The 18,514-nt window shown below is 68.5% G+C and carries 18 protein-coding genes; 9 read left to right on the plus strand and 9 right to left on the minus strand.

Going from position 1 to position 18,514, the window contains the following annotated elements; genetic code table 11:
- Positions 1 to 49 precede the first annotated feature (49 nt).
- The 4 genes from ACZ3HL_RS02695 to ACZ3HL_RS02710 form a co-directional block, all read right to left on the minus strand.
- Positions 50 to 1,078 (minus strand): PLP-dependent cysteine synthase family protein, encoded by a 1,029-nt coding sequence (locus ACZ3HL_RS02695; RefSeq protein ID WP_465416196.1) that lies wholly within the window; start codon positions 1,076 to 1,078, stop codon positions 50 to 52.
- On the minus strand, positions 1,075 to 2,217 hold the full coding sequence (gene hisC, locus ACZ3HL_RS02700; RefSeq protein ID WP_465528350.1) for a histidinol-phosphate transaminase: 1,143 nt from the start codon (positions 2,215 to 2,217) through the stop codon (positions 1,075 to 1,077). The genes ACZ3HL_RS02695 and hisC overlap by 4 nt, the downstream gene beginning before the upstream one ends.
- Positions 2,218 to 2,278: 61 nt before the next feature.
- Positions 2,279 to 3,256, minus strand: a complete 978-nt coding sequence (locus tag ACZ3HL_RS02705; protein ID WP_465528352.1) for an ornithine cyclodeaminase — start codon at positions 3,254 to 3,256, stop codon at positions 2,279 to 2,281.
- A 29-nt stretch (positions 3,257 to 3,285) separates the two neighbouring features.
- Positions 3,286 to 4,677, minus strand: a complete 1,392-nt coding sequence (locus tag ACZ3HL_RS02710) for an alanine racemase (protein ID WP_465528354.1) — start codon at positions 4,675 to 4,677, stop codon at positions 3,286 to 3,288.
- Positions 4,678 to 4,933: 256 nt separating this feature from the next.
- Between ACZ3HL_RS02710 and ACZ3HL_RS02715 the strand changes: the two genes are divergently transcribed.
- Genes ACZ3HL_RS02715 through ACZ3HL_RS02730 form a run of 4 tightly spaced genes read left to right on the plus strand, consistent with a single transcriptional unit; the run spans position 4,934 to position 8,361 of the window.
- The gene (locus ACZ3HL_RS02715; RefSeq protein ID WP_465528356.1) at positions 4,934 to 5,953 is read left to right on the plus strand and encodes an ABC transporter substrate-binding protein; all 1,020 of its coding nucleotides are present in this window, start codon (positions 4,934 to 4,936) and stop codon (positions 5,951 to 5,953) included.
- A 13-nt stretch (positions 5,954 to 5,966) separates the two neighbouring features.
- On the plus strand, positions 5,967 to 7,064 hold the full coding sequence (locus tag ACZ3HL_RS02720) for a FecCD family ABC transporter permease (RefSeq protein WP_465528358.1): 1,098 nt from the start codon (positions 5,967 to 5,969) through the stop codon (positions 7,062 to 7,064).
- Positions 7,064 to 7,906, plus strand: a complete 843-nt coding sequence (locus ACZ3HL_RS02725) for an ABC transporter ATP-binding protein (protein WP_465528360.1) — start codon at positions 7,064 to 7,066, stop codon at positions 7,904 to 7,906. Before ACZ3HL_RS02720 ends, ACZ3HL_RS02725 begins: the two co-directional genes overlap by 1 nt.
- A 20-nt stretch (positions 7,907 to 7,926) precedes the next feature.
- Positions 7,927 to 8,361, plus strand: a complete 435-nt coding sequence (locus ACZ3HL_RS02730; protein WP_465528362.1) for a Fur family transcriptional regulator — start codon at positions 7,927 to 7,929, stop codon at positions 8,359 to 8,361.
- A gap of 29 nt (positions 8,362 to 8,390) precedes the next feature.
- Here ACZ3HL_RS02730 and ACZ3HL_RS02735 read toward each other — a convergent pair whose 3' ends face one another.
- From ACZ3HL_RS02735 to ACZ3HL_RS02745, 3 genes are all read right to left on the minus strand, one after another.
- Positions 8,391 to 10,001: an alpha/beta fold hydrolase gene (locus tag ACZ3HL_RS02735; RefSeq protein ID WP_465528364.1), complete on the minus strand. Its 1,611-nt coding sequence runs from the start codon at positions 9,999 to 10,001 to the stop codon at positions 8,391 to 8,393.
- 33 nt (positions 10,002 to 10,034) lie between these two features.
- Positions 10,035 to 10,658 (minus strand): DUF1345 domain-containing protein, encoded by a 624-nt coding sequence (locus tag ACZ3HL_RS02740; RefSeq protein WP_465528366.1) that lies wholly within the window; start codon positions 10,656 to 10,658, stop codon positions 10,035 to 10,037.
- A 628-nt stretch (positions 10,659 to 11,286) separates the two neighbouring features.
- On the minus strand, positions 11,287 to 11,715 hold the full coding sequence (locus ACZ3HL_RS02745; RefSeq protein ID WP_465528368.1) for a hypothetical protein: 429 nt from the start codon (positions 11,713 to 11,715) through the stop codon (positions 11,287 to 11,289).
- Between the two features lie 238 nt (positions 11,716 to 11,953).
- On the opposite strand from ACZ3HL_RS02745, the gene ACZ3HL_RS02750 reads away from it, so the two are divergent.
- From ACZ3HL_RS02750 to ACZ3HL_RS02765, 4 genes are all read left to right on the plus strand, one after another.
- The gene (locus tag ACZ3HL_RS02750) at positions 11,954 to 13,048 is read left to right on the plus strand and encodes a sensor histidine kinase (protein ID WP_465528370.1); all 1,095 of its coding nucleotides are present in this window, start codon (positions 11,954 to 11,956) and stop codon (positions 13,046 to 13,048) included.
- The gene (locus tag ACZ3HL_RS02755) at positions 13,045 to 14,151 is read left to right on the plus strand and encodes a hypothetical protein (protein ID WP_465528372.1); all 1,107 of its coding nucleotides are present in this window, start codon (positions 13,045 to 13,047) and stop codon (positions 14,149 to 14,151) included. Before ACZ3HL_RS02750 ends, ACZ3HL_RS02755 begins: the two co-directional genes overlap by 4 nt.
- Positions 14,130 to 14,804: a response regulator gene (locus ACZ3HL_RS02760; protein WP_465416173.1), complete on the plus strand. Its 675-nt coding sequence runs from the start codon at positions 14,130 to 14,132 to the stop codon at positions 14,802 to 14,804. The genes ACZ3HL_RS02755 and ACZ3HL_RS02760 overlap by 22 nt, the downstream gene beginning before the upstream one ends.
- A 131-nt stretch (positions 14,805 to 14,935) precedes the next feature.
- Entirely contained in the window at positions 14,936 to 15,622 is a 687-nt protein-coding gene (locus tag ACZ3HL_RS02765) for a hypothetical protein (RefSeq protein ID WP_465528374.1), read from the plus strand.
- A gap of 36 nt (positions 15,623 to 15,658) precedes the next feature.
- Here ACZ3HL_RS02765 and ACZ3HL_RS02770 read toward each other — a convergent pair whose 3' ends face one another.
- Together ACZ3HL_RS02770 and ACZ3HL_RS02775 are read right to left on the minus strand one after the other, a co-directional pair.
- Complete coding sequence (locus ACZ3HL_RS02770; protein ID WP_465528376.1) at positions 15,659 to 16,579, minus strand: phosphotransferase; 921 nt, start codon at positions 16,577 to 16,579, stop codon at positions 15,659 to 15,661.
- Between the two features lie 198 nt (positions 16,580 to 16,777).
- Complete coding sequence (locus ACZ3HL_RS02775) at positions 16,778 to 17,542, minus strand: helix-turn-helix domain-containing protein (protein ID WP_465416167.1); 765 nt, start codon at positions 17,540 to 17,542, stop codon at positions 16,778 to 16,780.
- Here ACZ3HL_RS02775 and ACZ3HL_RS02780 point away from each other — a divergent pair.
- Positions 17,529 to 18,404 carry an FG-GAP repeat domain-containing protein gene (locus tag ACZ3HL_RS02780; protein WP_465528378.1) on the plus strand — a complete coding sequence of 292 codons (876 nt, stop codon included), beginning with the start codon at positions 17,529 to 17,531 and terminating at the stop codon, positions 18,402 to 18,404. The two genes, ACZ3HL_RS02775 and ACZ3HL_RS02780, sit on opposite strands and share 14 nt — an antisense overlap.
- Positions 18,405 to 18,514 lie beyond the last annotated feature (110 nt).

An 18,514-nucleotide genomic window follows, 5' to 3' on the forward strand; every position in this document is an offset into this window, starting at 1 on the left:
GCGGGCGGGACTTTCTTCGCGTCGGACGAACATCGTCGTCCGCGGTGATTCAGTGGATTTCGGCGGGGGCCTTCCTGATGGCCTCGGCCGGGGTGGGCCGCAGCATGGCGGCGAGCCGGTCGGCGACCCGCGCGTCGATGAGACCGTTGGCCGCCATCCACTCGTCGTTGTACACGGTGTCCAAGTACCTCTCGCCGCCGTCGCACACCAGCACGACGATAGTGGTATCGGGTCCCGTGGCCTGTGCCCTTTCCAAGGCCTTGTAGACCACGCCGCCCGCCGAGCCGCCGATCAGGATCCCGAAATTCCTTGCCAGGTAGCGGCAGGTCTCGAAGGCTTCCGAGTCGCTGACCTTGATCCCTTCGTCGATCAGCGCGTAGTCGAGGACGTCGCAGATCTCCGATACTTCCGGTGTCCCGGTACCGGTTTGGTGGTACGGCGCTTCTTCCCCGCCGAAGGCGATGGAGCCGACCGGTTCGATACCGATGATCTTCAGATCCGGGATGCGCTCCCGCAGGACGCGGCCGGTCCCGCAGAGTGAACCGCCGGTGCCGACCGCTCCGTACAGGTAGTGGATGTCCTCGCCCAGATCGTCGCGCAACTCGCGCGCGAGCGGCCGGTAGCCGTTGGGGTTGCCCGGATTGCTGTCCTGCGCGGTGCAGAACGCGCCCTGCTCGGCGGCGAGCCGTCGAGCCGTGGCGTAGCGCTCGGCGGTGGCCAGTCCGTCCTCGTCCCCGGAGACGTTGAGCAGTTCGGCGCCGTAGGCGAGCATGCCGCGCAATTTGTCGATACTGGCGTGGTTGTCCACCACGGCGGTGAACTTGTAGCCACGTTCGGCGGCGATGAGCGCCAAACCGATCCCGGTGTTGCCGGAGGTGGCCTCGACCAGCCAGCCGCCAGGGGCGAGCAGCCCCTGCTCCTCGGCCTCGTCCACCATGTTCCTGGCCATCCGGATCTTGGCGGTGCCGGTGGGGTTGTACTGCTCCATTTTCAGCAGGACGGTTCCCGCCCCGTCCGCCACCGCCAGTCTGATCAGCGGCGTTCGCCCGACCAGGTCGGACACCCTGTCCTTGATCATCGCTTGCCCTTCGCGCAGATCTCCGTCAGACAGCTGACGAAGACGTCGTTCTCTTCGGGGGTCGACAGTGAGGCTCGAATGAAGTTCTCGTATCCCGGTTCGCGCCAGGCCTTGACGATGATTCCGGCGCGGTGCAGTTCCTTCGCCACCCAGTCCGAACCGTGGTCCGTGTCGATGAACAGGAAGTTGGCCGAGGACGGCACGACGCGGAATCCCGCGCCGCGCAACCGTTCCGCGACCCTGGCGATCTCGAGGCGGGTCCGGCGCACGGTGTCCGCCAGATGCGTGTGATCACCCAGCGCGGCGACGGCGGCGTCCTGGGCCAGCTGGTTGACGTTGTAGGGAGTGCGAACCCGGCTCAGTGCGTGGACCAGGCCGGCGTCCGAGGCGATGCCGAATCCGACCCGGATGCCCGCGAGCCCGTAGGCTTTGGAGAACGTGCGCAACACGATCCACGGCCGGTCGAGCCCACGCAGAACCTCCAGCCCGTCGGGGTATTCCGGATCGGGACGGGCGAACTCGCCGTAAGCCTCGTCGAGCACCAGCAAGGCCGAACGCGGTGTGCCGGCCACGACGCGCTCCAATTCACCGGCGTCGAGGATCGTGCCGGTGGGATTGCACGGATTGGCGAGGAAGACCAGTTTCGGGCCCGCGGCGAGGGCGTCGCGCCATGCGGCCGCGTCGAACCCGAATTCGGTCGTGACCGGGACCTTCTCCACCCGGGCGCCCATCATGCGCGGGAAGATCTCGTGCAGGCTGAACCCCGGCGCCTGGGTGGTGACCAGGTCGCCTGGGTCGAGTACGGCCTGGCACAGCAGTTCCAGGATGTTCTCCGAACCGTTGCCGAGCACGATGTGGTCGGCCGGTACGGCCAGGTTCTGCCCGATGGCCTCGGCGAGCCGTTTGCCGGTGGGATCGGGATAGCGGGAGAAGCCCCCGGCCAGGCGCAGGTGCACGGCTTCGGCGACCGCGGGGGAGATGCCGAACGGGCTCTCGTTGTTGGACAGCTTGATCACGCGGGTGGTGCCGCTGAACCGGGCGACCTCGTCCGGGTCGGCGCCCGGATCGTACGAGGGCAGGCCCATGACCTCCTGGCGTACCAAGGAGATCGAGGACGCCGGTTCGAGGACGTGGTTCATGGGATGATCGCCCCCGGAGTCCGTGCCCGCCGGCGGGCGCCGATCTCGATCGTGCCGTCGCTCACCAGAAGCCGACCCGTTCCCCGCGCCCGGCCGCCAGCGCGAGATCCGCGATGTACCGGCCCAGCGCGGCGTCGGTGACCGCCATTCCGCTGTTGTAGGCGAAAACCACGTCGGACGGGTCGCGCCGGGCGGGTGTGTGGCCGAGCAGGATGTCCGGCAGTTCGGCGTCCACCGGCGGCAGGCTGCCGTCCGGGGCGCGGAGTTTGCCGCAGGTGACGTGCATTTGCGTGGTGTTGGTGGCGATCCGGTAGTCCGCGCCGTGGAACACGTCGTGCACGCCGTATCCGAGCAGCACGGAGATCGATCCCGGTTTCACCCAGTCGCGCTGGACCGTCTGTGTCACGGACAAGCCGGAGGTGCCGATCAGGATGTCGGCTTGGCCCGCGGCCTTCTCCAGGTCGTCCACGATTTCGACGTCGCGGCCCTCGACACTGTCCTGAACGGCGCGCAATCCCTCGGGGTAGGTGCCGAACACTTGCAGGCGCTCCAGGCCGGGCAGCGCCGCGAGCAGCATCGGCAGGGCGATCTGCCCCTGGACGCCGGTGCCGACGACCAGGGCGCTGCGGGCGTCGGGGCAGGCCGCGCGGGCGAACAACGCGCTCGTGGCCGACGACCGCAACGGCCCGAGTTTCACCACGTCCATCAGCGCGATCGGCGCACCGGTGGTGTCGTCGGCGATGAAGATGAAGGAGTGGAACCGGTATTCGTCGCGGCGGCGGCTCGGATCGAACTCGTAGACGGCCTTGAAACACACGGTTTCGCTGGCAGCGTCCCTCGCCACCATCGAGTAACTCAGCGAGTGGTCGTCGGGGTCTTCGATGACCGTCTTCACCGGACTGTCCGACCCGTTTTCCCGCACCGCGCGATAGGCCTGCTCGACGACCTCGAGCACCTGCCGGTAGTCGAAGTCCAGCCCTTCTTGCTGCGACTGCGGCAACAACCACAATTGCCCGGGTTCGGCGTAGCTCTGTGACATGCGAGAGTTCTCCTTTGTTTCGAGGCTGCTCAGATTCCGTCAAGTCGCCAGCGCGGTGGCCCGTCGCCGCCGAGCCGGATCACGGCCTTCGACGGCAGCGGGACGTCGTGGAACCGTGATTCGAGGAAGTCCATGTGGTAGCCGGCCGTGTTGAGGTAGACCAGGTGATCACCGGGCCGCACCGGCCGGGGGAACCCGATCTTCCGCCAGGTCACCATGTCCCGTTCCAGACAGGTCGAGCCCGCGACACAGGCCGGGAACGCCTCGTCGTCGGCGGGTTCGGCGGAGAGCAGCACGGGATCCGGGAGATAGTCGGTGTTGAACCACGGTTCGCTGAGACTGAGGCTGGTGCCCGCGACGGTGACGATCGCGTACCCGTCGGTGTCCCGCCGGTCGTCGACCTGCTGTGCGCGGTACACGGTGAAACCGGCCTGGTCCAGCAGGGACCGGCCGGGCTCGACGATGAAGCGGATGCCGTTGCGGGCCGCCTTCGCCGCCAGGCTTTCGTTCCCGTCGACGGGGTGGTTCATGAGTGTGCGGGCCGCCTGCGCGGGAGGCTGCCCGCCGTACGGGTAGAAGGAGAAACCGTTGGCGGCCTTGGTCCCGTGGTAGTGGTCGGTCTCGTTCTGCTGGAGGAACTCGTCCCAGAGCCGCGGTTCGACATAGCGCATCGGTAGCCCGCCGCCGATGTCGACCACTTCGGCGGAGAGCGCGCCACGTCGCCTGGCGCCGAGGCAGTGCTCGATCATCTCGTTCGCCGCCGTCGCGCGTTCCTCCGGCGAGTAACCGTTCAAGTGGAACGAAAATCCTTGAAAGCGCACGTGGTCCGCGAGGTCGAGACTCAGGCCGACGGCCGCATCGCGTTCGGCGGCGGCCATGCCGAAGCGGCTACCCGGCTGGCCTGCCGTCCGGGAACGCAGCAACACGCGGACCCGCCGGTCCGCGAGCCGTGCCGTCGCGGCCAGCCTGCGGAGTTCATTGATCGAGTCGACGGCGACGATGCAGTTGTGCTGGACGGCGAGCGAATGCAGCGCGTCGTCCTTTTCCGGGCCGGAGACACCGATCCGGTGTCCGGGCACGCCACCTGCCAGCGCTTTGACCAGTTCGGGGCCGCTGGCGGCGTCCACTCCGGCATCGAGGGCGGCGGCGGAGGAGACGAAGCAGCCGGCTTTGTTCGCCTTCTTGGCGAACAGGATGTCGACGTCGGCGCCCGTCTCGGCGAACGCCTGCCGGAGACCGGTGACGTTCTCCTCGAAGACCTCCGGCAGGACGACGTGCAGAGGTGACCCCAGGCCGGCCAGAAGTTCGGTCAGCAGGGCCCGGTGATCGTCGAGGAGCGTGGAGACGGCGGGATGTCGGAGAGCGGTGAGCGGGAAGGGCTGGGCTGCGGTCAGCAGGGACCCTTGTCCGTGTCGAGGCATGGGCACCCCACAGTTCTACTGCAAGTGGTTATCATTTTCAATAGGCCGCCTGGTCGTTTCGAGTTGGGCCTCGAGAGGGCCGGTAACGCTGGGAGGTAAGGGAAAACGACTCGCGAGATGTCGAGGGCGACGCGGTGACGCCAGGGCGGCCCCTCGCTCGACGTCCTGACGCCCGACCGCATCGTGACCTGATCTCCCACGCCGTCAAAGGCTCTGCGTTGTCCGCTCGCAGCCTGCTATCGTGTCCTTAATGAAAATGAAATCGGGTATCAGTGTCATGACCGCCGCGATGCTGATCGCTCTCGCGGGCTGCGCGGGCGGTGGCTCCTCCGGAGCGGACAGGCCGGAAGCAGCGCCCGGGCCGGGTGGGACGGCCTATCCGTTCACTATCAAGAACTGCGGCACCGACGTGACCTTCGAGGCGGCGCCGAAGCGAGCCGTCACGATGAACCAGACCGCCGCCGAGATCCTGCTTCATCTGGGGGTCGGGGACCGCATCGTCGGATCGGGCTACGAGACCTTCAAACCGCCGGACGACACCGCCGAGCAGTACCGGAAGATCCCGATCCTGTCGGCGCGCAAGGAGACGATCAAACACGAGAAACTGCTGGAAGCGCAGCCGGACTTCGTCTACAGCTCCTTCGCGAGCTTCCTCACCGCGGCACAAGGCGGTGAGCGGGACCAGTTGCACAAACTGGGGGTGCCGACCTATCTGTCCGAGTTCGACTGCTCTTACCACGCCAGCGTGGCGGGCGCGGACTTCCCGATGCTGTACGACGAGTACCGGCGGCTGGCCAAGATCTTCGGCGTACCGGCCGCGGGGGAGAAACTGGCGTCCGAACAGCAGGCCGTCGTGGACAAGGCGCTGGGCAAGGTCAAGAAGCGGGACACCCCGCTGAAGGTGATGTGGTTTTACTCCACCTACGCGGGAACTCCGTGGGCGGCGGGCCCCGGCGGGCTGCCGCAGCGCGTCTCCGACCTCGTGGGGGTGAAGAACATCTTCGACGACGCGTCGACCAAATGGGCCGAGGTGAGCTGGGACGAGGTCGCCGCCCGGAATCCCGACGTCATCATCCTGGCCGACCTGACCAGGGGGGAACCCAACGACACCGTGCAGGAGAAGATCGACCTGCTCAAGAAGGATCCGCTCACCAGCAAGCTCGGCGCGGTGGCGGGCAACCGGTTCGTCACCATCCCCGGCGCGCACATGGATCCGGGCTACGGCAGCGTGCGGATGGTTCCCGCGCTCGTCGACGGCCTGAACGAAATCCCGTGAACGGTCTGCCGTCATGACGACGAGTTCAGCCAGTGCCGCCGGACGCGGTAAGAGCCCGGTCGTGAACCGCGGGGCGGTTCCGATGCGCCCACGGCGCGCCTCGACGGTGTTGTACTTCTTCGTGGCGGCCGCGGCTCTGCTCGTGTCGATCATCGCGGCTTCCCTGTTCGGGAGTGCCGACATCGGCCCGCTCGACGTGGTCTCCGTGATCTTGCGGCATCTCGGCCTGGACGGGATCGCGCCTGCTCCGCCGCTGCCGAGACTGCTGGACGCCCTGATCTGGGAATCGCGCTTCCCCAGGGTGCTGCTCGCCGCCGTCGTCGGCACGGCGTTGGCCGTCGCCGGCGCGGTCCTGCAAGCGATCACCAGGAACCCCCTGGCCGACCCGTACCTGCTGGGCGTCTCCTCCGGTGCCTCCACCGGCGCGGTGGCCGTTCTCCTCCTGGGCATCGGCGGAGGCATCTCCCTCTCGACCGGCGCCTTCGTCGGTGGCCTGGTCTCCTTCGGCCTGTTGCTGGCACTGCTCGGTGGCGGCCGGGTGGCCAGTCCTTCCCGGGTGGTGCTCACCGGCGTGCTCGTGTCCCAGTTCTTCGCCGCGGCCACGGCGGTCATCCTCATGGTCAGCGGGGACGCGAACTCCACCCGAGGCTTCACCTACTGGCTGCTCGGCACACTGGCCGGTGCCCGGTGGGAGGGGGTGACCGTCACCATCGTGATCATCCTGGTGGGGGTGCTCGCCATCCTGTTCTTCGCGCCGGCCTTGGACGCCTTCACCTTCGGCTGGGACTCCGCCGCCGCGCTGGGCATCAACGTCACCGCGGCCCGCGTCTGGCTGATGGTGCTGACGTCGGTCATCACCGCGGCCGCCGTGGCGTCCTCCGGTGCGATCGGGTTCATCGGGCTGCTCATCCCGCACGCCGTCCGCATCCTGGTGAGCCCGATGCACCGCCTCCTGCTTCCACTGTCCGGGATCGTCGGTGCCATCTTCCTGATCTGGGTGGACACCTTCGCCCGCACCGCGTTCTCTCCCCACGAACTACCCGCCGGCGTCATCACCGCCCTGCTCGGCGCGCCCGCGTTCGCGCTGGTCCTGAAGCGTCTGGAGTCCTGATGGGGCGTATCACCGCCACTGAGCTGTCCTGGTCGGTCAAGGGGCACCGGTTGCTCGACAACATCGCGATGACGGCGCACGACGGAAAAATCGTCGGTCTGCTCGGGCCCAACGGTTCGGGCAAGTCCACCCTGCTTCGCCTGCTCGCCGGTTTGCGACGACCCGATACCGGAACGGTCCGCTTCGACGATTCCAGCCTGCGCGACCTCGGCCGCCGCGTACTCGCCCGGCGGCTCGCCGTGGTCGAGCAGGACGTGACCGCCCACAGCCACGTCAGCGTCCGCCAGGTCGTGGAACTCGGCCGCACCCCCTTCCGGGGCCGGTTCGACGCGTTGACCGAACACGACCGGCACATCGTCGACGCGGCCCTGGAGCGGGTCGACATCGCCGACAAGGAGCACCAGAGCTGGCACACCCTGTCCGGGGGCGAGAAACAGCGCACCCAGCTCGCCCGCGCCCTCGCGCAGGAGCCGCTCGAGATCCTCCTCGACGAACCGACCAACCACCTCGACATCCGGCATCAGCTGGAACTACTGGACCTGCTGACCACCCTGGGCGTCACCTGCGTCGTCGCCCTGCACGACCTCAACCTCGCCGCACGCTACTGCGACCACGTCGTCATCCTCGACCACGGAGAGGTCGTCACGGCGGGACCACCGGAGTCCGTCCTGACCGCTCCGTTGATCGAGTCGGTCTATGGCGTCGAGGTCCTCATCGACCGTGAATCCACTACGGGCGTCCTCCGGGTCACCTACCTCGCCGCCGCACCGGGAGCGGCCGCCGGGAAAGCGGTCAGCGCGGCACGCGGGCGGGTGACCGCGGGCGACGGTGCCGGATCATGAACCCGGCGAGGAGGTAGCCGATGGGCCGGGACACCCTCCACTCGACAGTGCCGGGTCAGCGCACCACCCGGCAACGTACCGCGGTGGTGCGCCTGCTCGACCAGCTCCAGGGTCTCCGGTCTGCCCAGCACCTGCACGAACTGCTGCGAGAACGCGGCGAGGACGTCGGGCTCACCACCGTCTACCGGGCGCTGCAGGCCCTGGTGGCCGCGGGGCAGGCCGATATGCTGCGCCTGGACAACGGTGAGGCCGTCTACCGGCGACGCTCGAGCCGCCGTCATCATCACCTGGTCTGCCGGACCTGCGGGTACGCGGTCGAGGTCGACGGCCCCACCGTGGCGTCCTGGGCTCGCCGGATCGCCGACGAGCATGCCTTCACCGAAATCGCCTACACCGTGGAGGTCTTTGGACTCTGCGCTCGCTGTGCTGGTGCTTCAACCGACAACGCCGGGTAGGTGATCAGGCGGATGCCCGGCGTCACCGATCAGCGGGCCGGGTGGGGCAGCACGGCGTGCAGGAGTCGTTCGGCGATGCTGCCCAGGTCGGTGATCAGGTCCTCGACGCCCGGTGCCGGGTCGGTGGGGATCGCGGCGGGCGGGTTGGCGGTCTCGCAATCGGTACGTCGTGGCGGGAGCTTCCCGTCGATCAGGTAGGCGTTGACCCGGTCGTCGACGCACGGGTTGGGCTTGACCGGGATGTCGGGGTCACCGCTTCCCGCGGCGTACTGGCCGTGCTGACCCTCGTCGCGTACCGCGATCAACGAGCTGCCCAGGGTCCTGGCCATGGCTTCCCCGTTCACCAGCGGCGTCTGGGTGTCTCCCTCGGCGGCCAAGACGAGCCCCTTCGGATACCGCGCCGCGCCGATCTTCGGCAGAGGTTCACCGGTGCGCTGGTGGTAGAAGCAGTTGTTCGGCGCCATTTGCGGCACGGTGCCGCCGAACGGCAGCGTCTCCCGGACCCGCCGCATGTCGCGGTAGTAGCTGTTCAGGTCGGTAGGCCAGGACCAGTCGCACAGGATCGTCCGGTAGACGCCGTTCTCGGTTTTGGCCTGTTCGGTCAGCCGGGTCGCGGCCATCACCGCGCGCCGGTTGCTGTCGGCCAACGCCGGGTCACCAGCGGGGAGTGGCAGTTCCGCCAGTACTTTCTGGAGGTTCTTCGCCAGTGGCGCCCACACCTGCCGGTAGCGCGTGTACTGGCCGATCACGACGTCGAGCTCGGTTTGCCCTTCGATCCCGCCGACGGGGCCGGCGGCCAGCCGGTCGGCGAGCTCGTCGATGGCGGAGCGGACCTTTTTCGGTGTGTCGCCGAGGTGGAACGTCGCGTCGCGTCGTGCGGTCCAGGACGCCCAGTGGTCGAAGTTCGCCTTGGTCGAGTCGACCACGTCGTAGGCCTGGTCGTGCCAGGTGGTGCCGGGATCGAGGGACGAGTCGAGCACGCTCCGGTCGAGGCGTTGCGGGAAAAGCTGCCCGTAGACCGCGCCCAGCCAGGTCCCGTAGGACACACCCAAGTAGTTGATCTTGCGCTCGCCGAGTGCGGCGCGGATGCGGTCGAGGTCCCGCGCGGTGTTCGGAGTGGTCACGTGGCGGCGGAATTCGCCGCCTCCACGCACGCAGCCCTCTTCCCACAGCTTCTCGTACTCGGCGATGCGCGGAAACTGCGCGTCACTCGGCCGCGTCGATCCTGAAGGTTCCGGCGTGGTGGGTGCCTCGCAGTTCAAAGGGGTCGAGCCGCCCAGCCCACGCACGTCGATGCCGATGATGTCGTACACCTTGGACAAGGGGGTGTCCGAGTAGTTGTGCAAGAACTCGCGACCGACCCCGCCAGGGCCGCCGGGATTGGTGAACAGCACTCCCCGGCGTCGCTGGGGTTCAGTGGCCTTGCTCCTGCTGATCGCGATGGAGATCTGTTCGCCGCCGGGATTGGCGTAGTCCATCGGCACCGCCACTGTGGCGCACTCGAAACCTTTCAGGGATTCCTCGGCGCAGGGCGCCCAGGAAACCATCGGGGCACCGTCGGCCAGGTCGGCGACGGCCACCATGAGCGCGCCGGTCATCACGGCGGCACTCACGCCGGCGATGAATTTGTTCCGAACCATCTCTTTCTCTCCAGTGTCTCGATCGGACGGACGTTACTTGCCGGTGATCACGCCGACCGCGATACCGACGATCGCGGTGTTGTAGAGGAAAGCCAGCACGCTGTGGGTGAGGACCCGCAGCCGGATCGCCGTACCCCGGGTCTCCACATCGGACACCGCGAAGGACGTCCCGAGCGTGAACGAGAAGTACGTGAACTCCACCAAGGTCGGCCGAGGGGTGCCGGGGAACACCAGGATCTCGTCCGGCGACGCGGCGTAGTAGTCGCGCGCATAGCGTTCGGCGTACCCGAAATGCAGGATCACCCAGGCGAAAACCACGGCGGGAACGCCGACGAGTTTGGCCACCACGCCGTCGATGTCGCCGGTGTCGCCCAGCACGATCGCCAGTCCCGCCGAGATCCCGACCAGGCTGGCGAACAGGGTGAAAAGGGGCCCGCCGCGCCGCCCCAGGGTGGATCGCAACCACGTGAGGTCCGCCGGGGCGGTCGAGCGTCGTGCCCTGGACAGGCGGCTCACCCGGATCAGGAGGTAGATGAGTGCGAACATGTCCCACAACGCCAGATAGAGGCCGCTGTCGAAGACGACTACCGCGACCCCCAGCAGCACCAGCGCCATCTCGATGCCGCGGGCGAGGACCAATGAGCCAGTACGGAGCATGCGCCGATTTCCTCGCAGAATTTTCTTCGTCACCGCAGTTGAAAACTGTTCATAAAGACGATTTCGGTTGCCGAATCGAGTCGCGAACGTAGCAGGTGAGCCGATCCGCGACCACTGGTCGGCGGCTTCGGGCAAAGGGGAATGTGCGGCCTGCGAGAAAACGGGAGTTTCGTCTGTCCGGGAATTGGCTTCCGAAGGTGATGGGTATCCGAGACTTTTCGTCCCGTGGTGACAAAGAATGGGCCCGCGGGGAATCAGGCCACTCCTTCGAGTGATCTTGGTCGGCAATGCGGGGGTCGGGTATGCGCGAAGTGCGTAAGAGACTTCCCTGATCGTTCCGAATCCGCCGGTCTTCCCGAAACCGGGACGGCTCCAGCCCCCGCCGCCGCGCTTACGGGCATGGGAAGTGAACGCGGGATTGTCCGGCCGTTTGATCCCCGGCGTGAGCGGTGCGCTCCAGGCCAGGGCAATACCCGCTCTGTGAAGGACGCTGCTTGCGACGACGATTTCGTCTACGCGCAGTGGAAGACCCAGGGCGGCCAGGTGCGGAGGCTCGGCAACGAACCCCGGCTGCGCCACGACGGTCAGTCTGGGCGGGAGCGCCGCACCCGGCCGGACGGGGTGAGGGTCAGATCCGGGTCATCGTCGAGGTGTAGCCGCCCCCGTCGGGATAGACCCAATCGCCGGTGAGAGAAGTGCCCTCGGCGTCGAACGTGCCCCGGAAGTAGGCGGGGCTGCCTTTCGCGCCGGCCCAGATGGTCAGGGTGTCGCCGGTGAGTTCGTAGGTGTAGTCGAGGGTGTTCCCGGTCGAGTCGTAGAACCGGGAGACCACATCCTTGCCCGGGGGCTCGCCGAAGGGGCGCAGGTTGCCGATGACCTCCATACCGGTGATCGACTCGCCGAACTGTTCGAGATCGACGTGCTGCAGCAGGAAGAATCCGCCTGGCATCCATTCGTACCGCACGGTGCCTTCGGCGCCGCCGGTCACCTTCCAGGTGCCCACCAGCCGGTCGAGCGCCCGCAGCTCGGGGCTGGGCTCGATGGTCGTTTCGGTCATGGTCTCCTCCTTGGCTCGTCTGTCGGGTACCCCGTACCCCGGGCTGCGCGCACTTCCGAAGTGATCTGGACCATATCCACGTCGTGCCGAGAGTGCCGGGGTGGCGGTGAAGGTTCACCGAGGAGGGGCATGGCCACTGCCGCACGACGGCATCCTGGAATCGGCCCGATCGGACCTCGACTGCCGGTATGGTCACCCGTGCGAGGTATGCCGGGTTCGACGGTGGGCGAGGTAGCGGGTGGCGGGGGAGGCCGGGCGGCTGCTGACCGGGTTCGGGCACCGGTACGCCGTCGCCGTGCGGGTCGCGACCTTGCCACCCATAGCGGCGATCGGTCTGCTCAGAAGCTCGCCGACCGCATTCGCGGCCACGGCCGTGGTGGTCGCCGCCGCCGTGACCTGGACCTGCGCGCGGGGATGGTGGCTGCGGCGGGTACCGATCGCCGTGGACGTGGCGGTGCTGCTGGCCTTGTGTCTCACCGTTTTCTGGACCGACGCCGAGGCGGACGGCAACACGGGCTGGCTCCGGCTCCTGGTCGTCTTCGCGTGCGTGACCTGGCAATGGCACACCCCGCCGCTGACCGGTGGCCTCGCGGCACTGATCGCCGGTGGCGGGATGCTCGTCGTCTTCGCCGCCGCCGGGCTCGACCTGACCGCGTCGCAGCTGTGGGTGCTGGCGATGGCGGCGATGTCCAGGGTCGCCTGGGTGCTCGTCACCCGCGCCGCCGAACGTGCCGATCGGACGGCGGCCGAGGCCGAGCGGGTGCGCAGAGAGGCCGCCGTGGCGGCGGCGGTCCGCGCCGACGAACGTGAGCTCGCGAACTCGCTGCACGACACCGTGGCGACCACCCTGCTGATGGTCGGCCTCGGGCAGGTGCCCCCGGACGCGGATTGGCTGGCCCCGCAGGCACGCCGCGACCTGGCCCGGTTGCGGTTCCTCGACGACGGGCGAACCTCGCCGGAGACCGACCTCGTCGAGGTGCTCCGCGCGGACCTCGGCAACGGCCACCTCATCGTCGAGTTCGATGTACCGCCGCGGCTTTCGCTGCCGTCCGAGGTGGCGGGTGCGATCGCCGGAGCCGTCCGGGAGGCACTCAACAACGTGCGCCGCCATGCCGGGACGGACCGGGCGAGGGTCCGGCTGAGCGGCGACGCGCAGGCGCTCTCGGTCGAGATTTCCGACGAGGGAAAGGGATTCGCCGTCGGTGACGGTACGACGGCGCGGCGCGGGCTGCGGGAATCCGTGCACGGCCGGATGAACCGGGTCGGTGGCACGGCGACGATCACCTCCGCCGAAGGGGCGGGCACGGTGGTCCGGCTGAGCTGGCCGACATGAACGGCGGCGAAGCGACCCAGGAGCAGCTCAGGCGCGGGCTGCGGATCGCCGTGCTGCTCGTCGCGATACTGACCGTGGACGTGCTCGGGTCGAGCAATCTGGTGCGGGGCCTGAAATCCCACGACCTGCCCGCCGCCCAGTTCACCGCGCTGGCCGCACTGACCGCGGTGCTGGCCGTCGAAGCGGTGCTGGTCGTACTGAGACGCCCGTGGGGCGGGGCGCGGTGGCCCGCCGTCGCCGTCGTGCTGGCCGCGTCCGCGCTGGCGTATTTGACCTTGCCCGACGGCAAGACGGCGACCACGGTGGACTGGTTGTTCGGCGCGGCCAACTGGGTCGGCGTCGTCGTCCTGCTCGACCGTCCATTCCGGACGATGCTGGCCTTCCTGCTGGCCCACGAGTCGCTCGCCTTGGCGAACCTGCTGCTGTTCCACGACGTGAGCCGGAGCGTGCTGGCCCGGTTCGTGACCGGGTCGGTCACGGTGATCGGCCTTCCGCTGTGCGTCGCCGTGGTCGCGGCCGTGCTGGGCCGGATCGGCGCGCGGGCGGCCGAGGCCACGCGGGAACTGGAACGACTGCGCACCGCGGAGGCCGTCGCGGCCGGCGCGCACGATCGTCGCAAGCAGCGGCTCACCGAACTCGCCGACACGGCCGTACCGTTGCTGACGGGGCTGGCGGACGGTTCGCTCGCGCCCTCGGATCCCTTGGTGCAGCGAGGATGCGCGATCGAAGCGGCCCGGATGCGGCGGCTGTTCGCCGAAACCGACGCGGTGGAGAACCCGCTGCTGCACGAGCTGAGACAGTGCGCGGACATCGCCGACCGCAAAGGCGTCGAGGTCGATTTGGACGTGCGCGGCCAGTGGCCCGTGCCACCCGTGGCCGTCCGGCGCGACCTCACCGACGCCGCGCTCACCGCACTGGCGACGGCCGGATCCTGGGCGCGGGTCACCGTGGTCGGCAGCCCCGGACTGGTGTCGGTCAACGTGGTCGCGGACTGCGCCGAGCCGATCGCGTCGACGCCGAGGACACCGGACGTGCGGATCGAGATCTTCGACGGAGACGGAACAGTCTGGATGGAGGCCCAATGGCAGCCGGCGGAGAGCTGATCTCGGCGGTGATCGTGGACGATCACGCGGCGATCGCGGCGGGTGTGCGGTACTGGTGTGCGCAGGCGGACCCGCCGATCGGTCTCATCGACGCCGGAGACCGCCTCGGCGACGTGTGGACCGGCCCCGGCGCGGACGCCGACGTGGTGATCTTCGACCTCGAACTGGTGCCCCGCAAACCGGATTTCGGCGAACTCCGCCGCCTGGTCGAGAGCGGACGCCGCGTGGTCGTGTACTCCCAGCACGCGGACAACGCCACCGCGATCAAATGCATCGATCTCGGTGCGCTCGCGTATCTGACCAAACGGGAGGGGCCGGAGCATCTCGTACCCGCCATCAGAGCCGTCGCCGGCGGGCAGGCGTACACGGCGCCGTCGCTGTCCGGCGCGCTCGCCGCGGACGACTCCCCGGGCAGGCCACGCCTGTCCCCACGGGAAATCGAGGTGCTGCGGGCATGGTTCGCCGCCTCCTCCAAGGAACTCGTCGCCGCGAAACTCCATATCACGGTCAAGACCGTCGACACGCATATCGCCAGGGTGCGCGTGAAGTACTCGAACGTCGGACGCGAAGCCCGCACCAAGAGCCAGCTCGTCACCCGGGCGCTCGACGACGGTGTCATCACGCTAGCCGAGCTCAACGAGGCTTCGCTGTAGGGCGTTCACCGGACATTCCCGGGGCCGCGATCGGTCTAGCGTCACCGGAGCAGGGGGCGTCGCGGGCATTCGGTGTCGAGGGGACCGGATGCCCGCGGCACCGCTCCGAGGAAGACGCCCGAGGGAGTTCGATGAGTCAGCCCGGCCCGCCAGGGGCCTATCCCGTGCCGCAACCGGGGTGGCAGTACTACCCACAGCCGCCTCGCAAGAAGAAGACCGGGCTGCTGATCGTGATGCTGGCGCTGGGCACGGTCACGGTGCTGGGGCTGGCTTTCGGCGGGTACTGGTTCTTCGTCCGGGACGGCGACTCCGACGCGCCACCGCCCGTGGACGCCTCACAGGACTTGGCGAAGGCGCCGATCGGTTGTGCCGTCTTCGACAAGAGCGAGGTGGCCCGCCACATTCCCGGCCGGACGGACTTCAAGGCGGGTTCGGCCAATTCGACCTCGGACTCCCTGGAGCAGGGGCAATGCGTCTGGGGCAACGGCGACACCTTCATCAAGGACAAGGTCCGGGCGGCGCACGTGATCGTCACCAGCTACGTCTACCGCGCCACCCGCACGAAGTCCGGGGTGGACGCCGCGACGGAACACCTGAAACGCCGTGTCCGGAACGGGGTCGCGGTGCACGTGAAGGACGCTGACGAGGCTTTGCTCGTCGAGCAAGGGAAACGCGGTCACTCGGTGGCGGTCACCGCCCGGTATCGCAACGTCGTGTACCACGTCGACTACTCCAACCAGACCGACGGCGCGCCCGTCAAGGACGGGGTGACCGCGCTGGCCACCGCCGCCATCGGCAAGGTGGCGCCGAAGCACTGAGCTCGGCCGGCCGCGGCAAGGCGCACTCGGTCGTCGTCAGGTGTTCGCCCGGCGCAGCCGCTCGGCCACTTGCGCGCGGACGGCGTCATGCGAATCCGGGGGAGCGCCGTGCAGCGTCTCCCAGCGCACGTCGTGCGCCGCCGGCCACAGGCTGGCCGCCCACGCGACCTCCTGCTCCTCCGTCGTGAACCGGCGGCCCCGGATGTCTTGATAGGCCGCCAAGAACGCCTCGGAGCTTGCGATCGGCGGCAGCAAGGCCGGCCCGGTCTTGGGAAAGACCGCGCTCGCCGCTCCCGCCAGTGCCGCCTCCGGCTGGAACGCCAGGCTGTCCCAGTCGTGCACGGCCCAGATGCGGCCGTCCCGCCAGCGGAGATTCTGCGCTTCGAAGTCGGCGTGACCGAGTACACGGGGCAGGTCGGCGGCGAGCAGCCGTTCGCGGATCCGCCCGGCCGCCTCGACGACGTACGCGGGCACGGCGTCCTGGTCCCGCCGATCGAGGTCCTCGATGGACGGCCACAACCCGGGATCCGGGTGATCCCAGCGTATCCAGCGGGGATTCGGCAGTGGCGGCGAGACGGTCACGTCGGCCAGCCCGTCCATCAGCCGGGCGAACACCGCCGCGTAGCGCGCGGCGACGTCCGGTGCGTCGCCGCGCAGCAGTTCACCGCCGGGCCTGGATTCCTCCGCGTGCACGGCCAGCGCCCCCACCTCCGTCACGGGCGTGATCGGCCGGGCGCACGGAAACCCCCGGTCGGCCAGCCGGGCCTGCGCGGCGACACACGACGCGGCGCGGCCGCCGTCTTCCCGCGCCTTCACCACGACGTCCCGCCCGGTGGCCAGCCGCAGCCCGAACACCGCCGAGATCGACCGTGCCTCGAACAGTACGGCGACCGGCTCGTCTCCCAGGTGCTCCACGCACCACCCGGACAGCCAGTCCGGAAGATCGCCCCCGGTCACGAATCCGCTCCTACCGGCGACGTTCGTCCTCGTCGCCGATCAGGCCGTTTCCGCGGAGCATGCCCTCGGGGCCGCAGAGAGCCCAAAAACCCTGTCCGCGGGGTGGCCACATCCGGGTGCGCGCCGGAGTGGAACGGGAGGGCTTCGCGGGCATCGGCCGGGGTCACGAGAGGACCGTAGCGCGAGATCGCGCATCACTCAGCTCGCCAGCGCCGCGCCGAGGGTGCGGGCGGCGCGGGCGACGGTGTCGGACATCGTGACGGGTGTCCGGGGCGTCGTGAGCACGGTCGCGATCGAGCCGACCGTGCCGCCGGTGGGCAGCCGGACGGATGCTTCGACGGCGACGAGTTCGTGTTCGGCCTGCCAGGTGGGACAGAAGCGGCCGGTGCGCTGGGGCACGGTCGATCCGGGTCGGAGCAGGGCGCCGTCCTCCGGCCGGGTGAGGCTGGCGGCGGCGATCAGGATGCGGCCGTCGCAGGGGACGGCGAGTACCGCGCTGGCCCGGGTGGCCGCGGCCAGGCGCCGGAGTTCGCCGCGCGCGAGTTCCAGCAGCCGCGGATAGGGCTGCCACGATTGGCCGAGCCGGAATGCCTGCGCACCGACGCGATAGCGGTTTTCGCTGCGCTGGACAACCTCCAGTGCGGTCAATTGCTCGAGTAATCGATATGCCGTCGATTTCGGTATCGAACAGGAATTGGCCAGCTGGGTCAATCCTGCTTCACCTTGATGTCGTACCAAGGCATCCAATAGGGTGAAGGCGCCTTCGAGAACGCTTCTTGGTCTTCTCTTGGTCTCCACTGAAATCCCCTCGCACGGTCCGCTGGACGGAATCCTTGCTGACAAGGTCACGCCGCCGGTGTCAGGCTGGAACGGCCCCGGTCCGTATCTTCGGGCAAAAAGCGCGGGCTGGGAAGAGCACGTCCACCGAACGGAAAGGGATTCCGGCAAAATGCGAAGATCCATTCGGCTGGGTACGGCATTGGCGGGTCTGCTCGCGGGTCTGCTCGTGACGCCACCGGCCGCGGGCGCGGACGATATCGGTATCGCCGCCTCGCCATCGTCTCAGAAGCCCGCCGCGGATTTCGACGGCGACGGATTCGCCGACAAGGCGGTTTGGCGTCCCGGTAACGGTGTCTGGTACGTGATCCGCAGCAGCAACGGCAGTGTCGTGACCCAGCAGTGGGGTGTCTCCGGCGACGTGCCGGTGGCCGCGGACTACGACGGCGACCACAGAGCCGATTTCGCCGTGTGGCGGCCGAGCAACGGTGTTTGGTACATCATCCAGAGCAGCACCGGCACGGTGGTGACCCAGCAGTGGGGCGTGTCCGGCGACGTTCCGCTGACCGGCGATTTCACCGGTGACGGCCGTTCCGATTTCGCGGTGTGGCGGCCGAGTAATGGCGTCTGGTACGTGCTCGGTGTCGCCACCGTGCAATGGGGTGTGGCCGGTGACGTTCCGGTCGCCGGCGATTTCAACGGTGACGGGCGCGCCGACTTCACCGTTTGGCGGCCGAGCGACGGCGTCTGGTACGTGCGGGGAATCGCGACCCAGCAATGGGGGGTCGCGGGCGATATTCCGGTGGCGGGCGATTTCAATGCGGACGGGCGGTCCGATTTCGCCGTTTGGCGGCCGGGTAACGGTGTCTGGTACGTGCTCGGTATCGCGACCCAGCAATGGGGTGTGGCCGGTGACGTGCCCGTGGCCGGCAATTTCGGCGGCGACCCGCGAGCGGACTTCGTGGTGTGGCGGCCGTCGAACGGGACCTGGTACGGCCTCGGCCTGTTCACCACCCAGTGGGGGACGGCGGGCGACATCCCGGTCTGAGTCGTGAGCGGCTGCCTCCGTCTTCCGCGCGGAAGACGGAGGCAGCCGGTGCCGGATGTGGATCAACGATAGCGTCGTGACCAGCCAGTAGTGACACTTTTGATGAAAGT

This window comes from Amycolatopsis sp. NPDC000009 (assembly GCF_055563465.1).

Excerpts from the sequence above, each read along its gene's own strand:
- ACZ3HL_RS02695 (WP_465416196.1), bottom strand. The coding sequence starts at position 1,078 with ATGATCAAGGACAGGGTGTCCGACCTGGTCGGGCGAACGCCGCTGATC.
- hisC (WP_465528350.1), bottom strand. The coding sequence starts at position 2,217 with ATGAACCACGTCCTCGAACCGGCGTCCTCGATCTCCTTGGTACGCCAG.
- ACZ3HL_RS02705 (WP_465528352.1), bottom strand. The coding sequence starts at position 3,256 with ATGTCACAGAGCTACGCCGAACCCGGGCAATTGTGGTTGTTGCCGCAG.
- ACZ3HL_RS02710 (WP_465528354.1), bottom strand. The coding sequence starts at position 4,677 with ATGCCTCGACACGGACAAGGGTCCCTGCTGACCGCAGCCCAGCCCTTC.
- ACZ3HL_RS02715 (WP_465528356.1), top strand. The coding sequence starts at position 4,934 with ATGAAATCGGGTATCAGTGTCATGACCGCCGCGATGCTGATCGCTCTC.
- ACZ3HL_RS02720 (WP_465528358.1), top strand. The coding sequence starts at position 5,967 with ATGACGACGAGTTCAGCCAGTGCCGCCGGACGCGGTAAGAGCCCGGTC.
- ACZ3HL_RS02725 (WP_465528360.1), top strand. The coding sequence starts at position 7,064 with ATGGGGCGTATCACCGCCACTGAGCTGTCCTGGTCGGTCAAGGGGCAC.
- ACZ3HL_RS02730 (WP_465528362.1), top strand. The coding sequence starts at position 7,927 with ATGGGCCGGGACACCCTCCACTCGACAGTGCCGGGTCAGCGCACCACC.
- ACZ3HL_RS02735 (WP_465528364.1), bottom strand. The coding sequence starts at position 10,001 with ATGGTTCGGAACAAATTCATCGCCGGCGTGAGTGCCGCCGTGATGACC.
- ACZ3HL_RS02740 (WP_465528366.1), bottom strand. The coding sequence starts at position 10,658 with ATGCTCCGTACTGGCTCATTGGTCCTCGCCCGCGGCATCGAGATGGCG.
- ACZ3HL_RS02745 (WP_465528368.1), bottom strand. The coding sequence starts at position 11,715 with ATGACCGAAACGACCATCGAGCCCAGCCCCGAGCTGCGGGCGCTCGAC.
- ACZ3HL_RS02755 (WP_465528372.1), top strand. The coding sequence starts at position 13,045 with ATGAACGGCGGCGAAGCGACCCAGGAGCAGCTCAGGCGCGGGCTGCGG.
- ACZ3HL_RS02760 (WP_465416173.1), top strand. The coding sequence starts at position 14,130 with ATGGCAGCCGGCGGAGAGCTGATCTCGGCGGTGATCGTGGACGATCAC.
- ACZ3HL_RS02765 (WP_465528374.1), top strand. The coding sequence starts at position 14,936 with ATGAGTCAGCCCGGCCCGCCAGGGGCCTATCCCGTGCCGCAACCGGGG.
- ACZ3HL_RS02780 (WP_465528378.1), top strand. The coding sequence starts at position 17,529 with ATGCGAAGATCCATTCGGCTGGGTACGGCATTGGCGGGTCTGCTCGCG.
- ACZ3HL_RS02775 (WP_465416167.1), bottom strand. The coding sequence starts at position 17,542 with ATGGATCTTCGCATTTTGCCGGAATCCCTTTCCGTTCGGTGGACGTGC.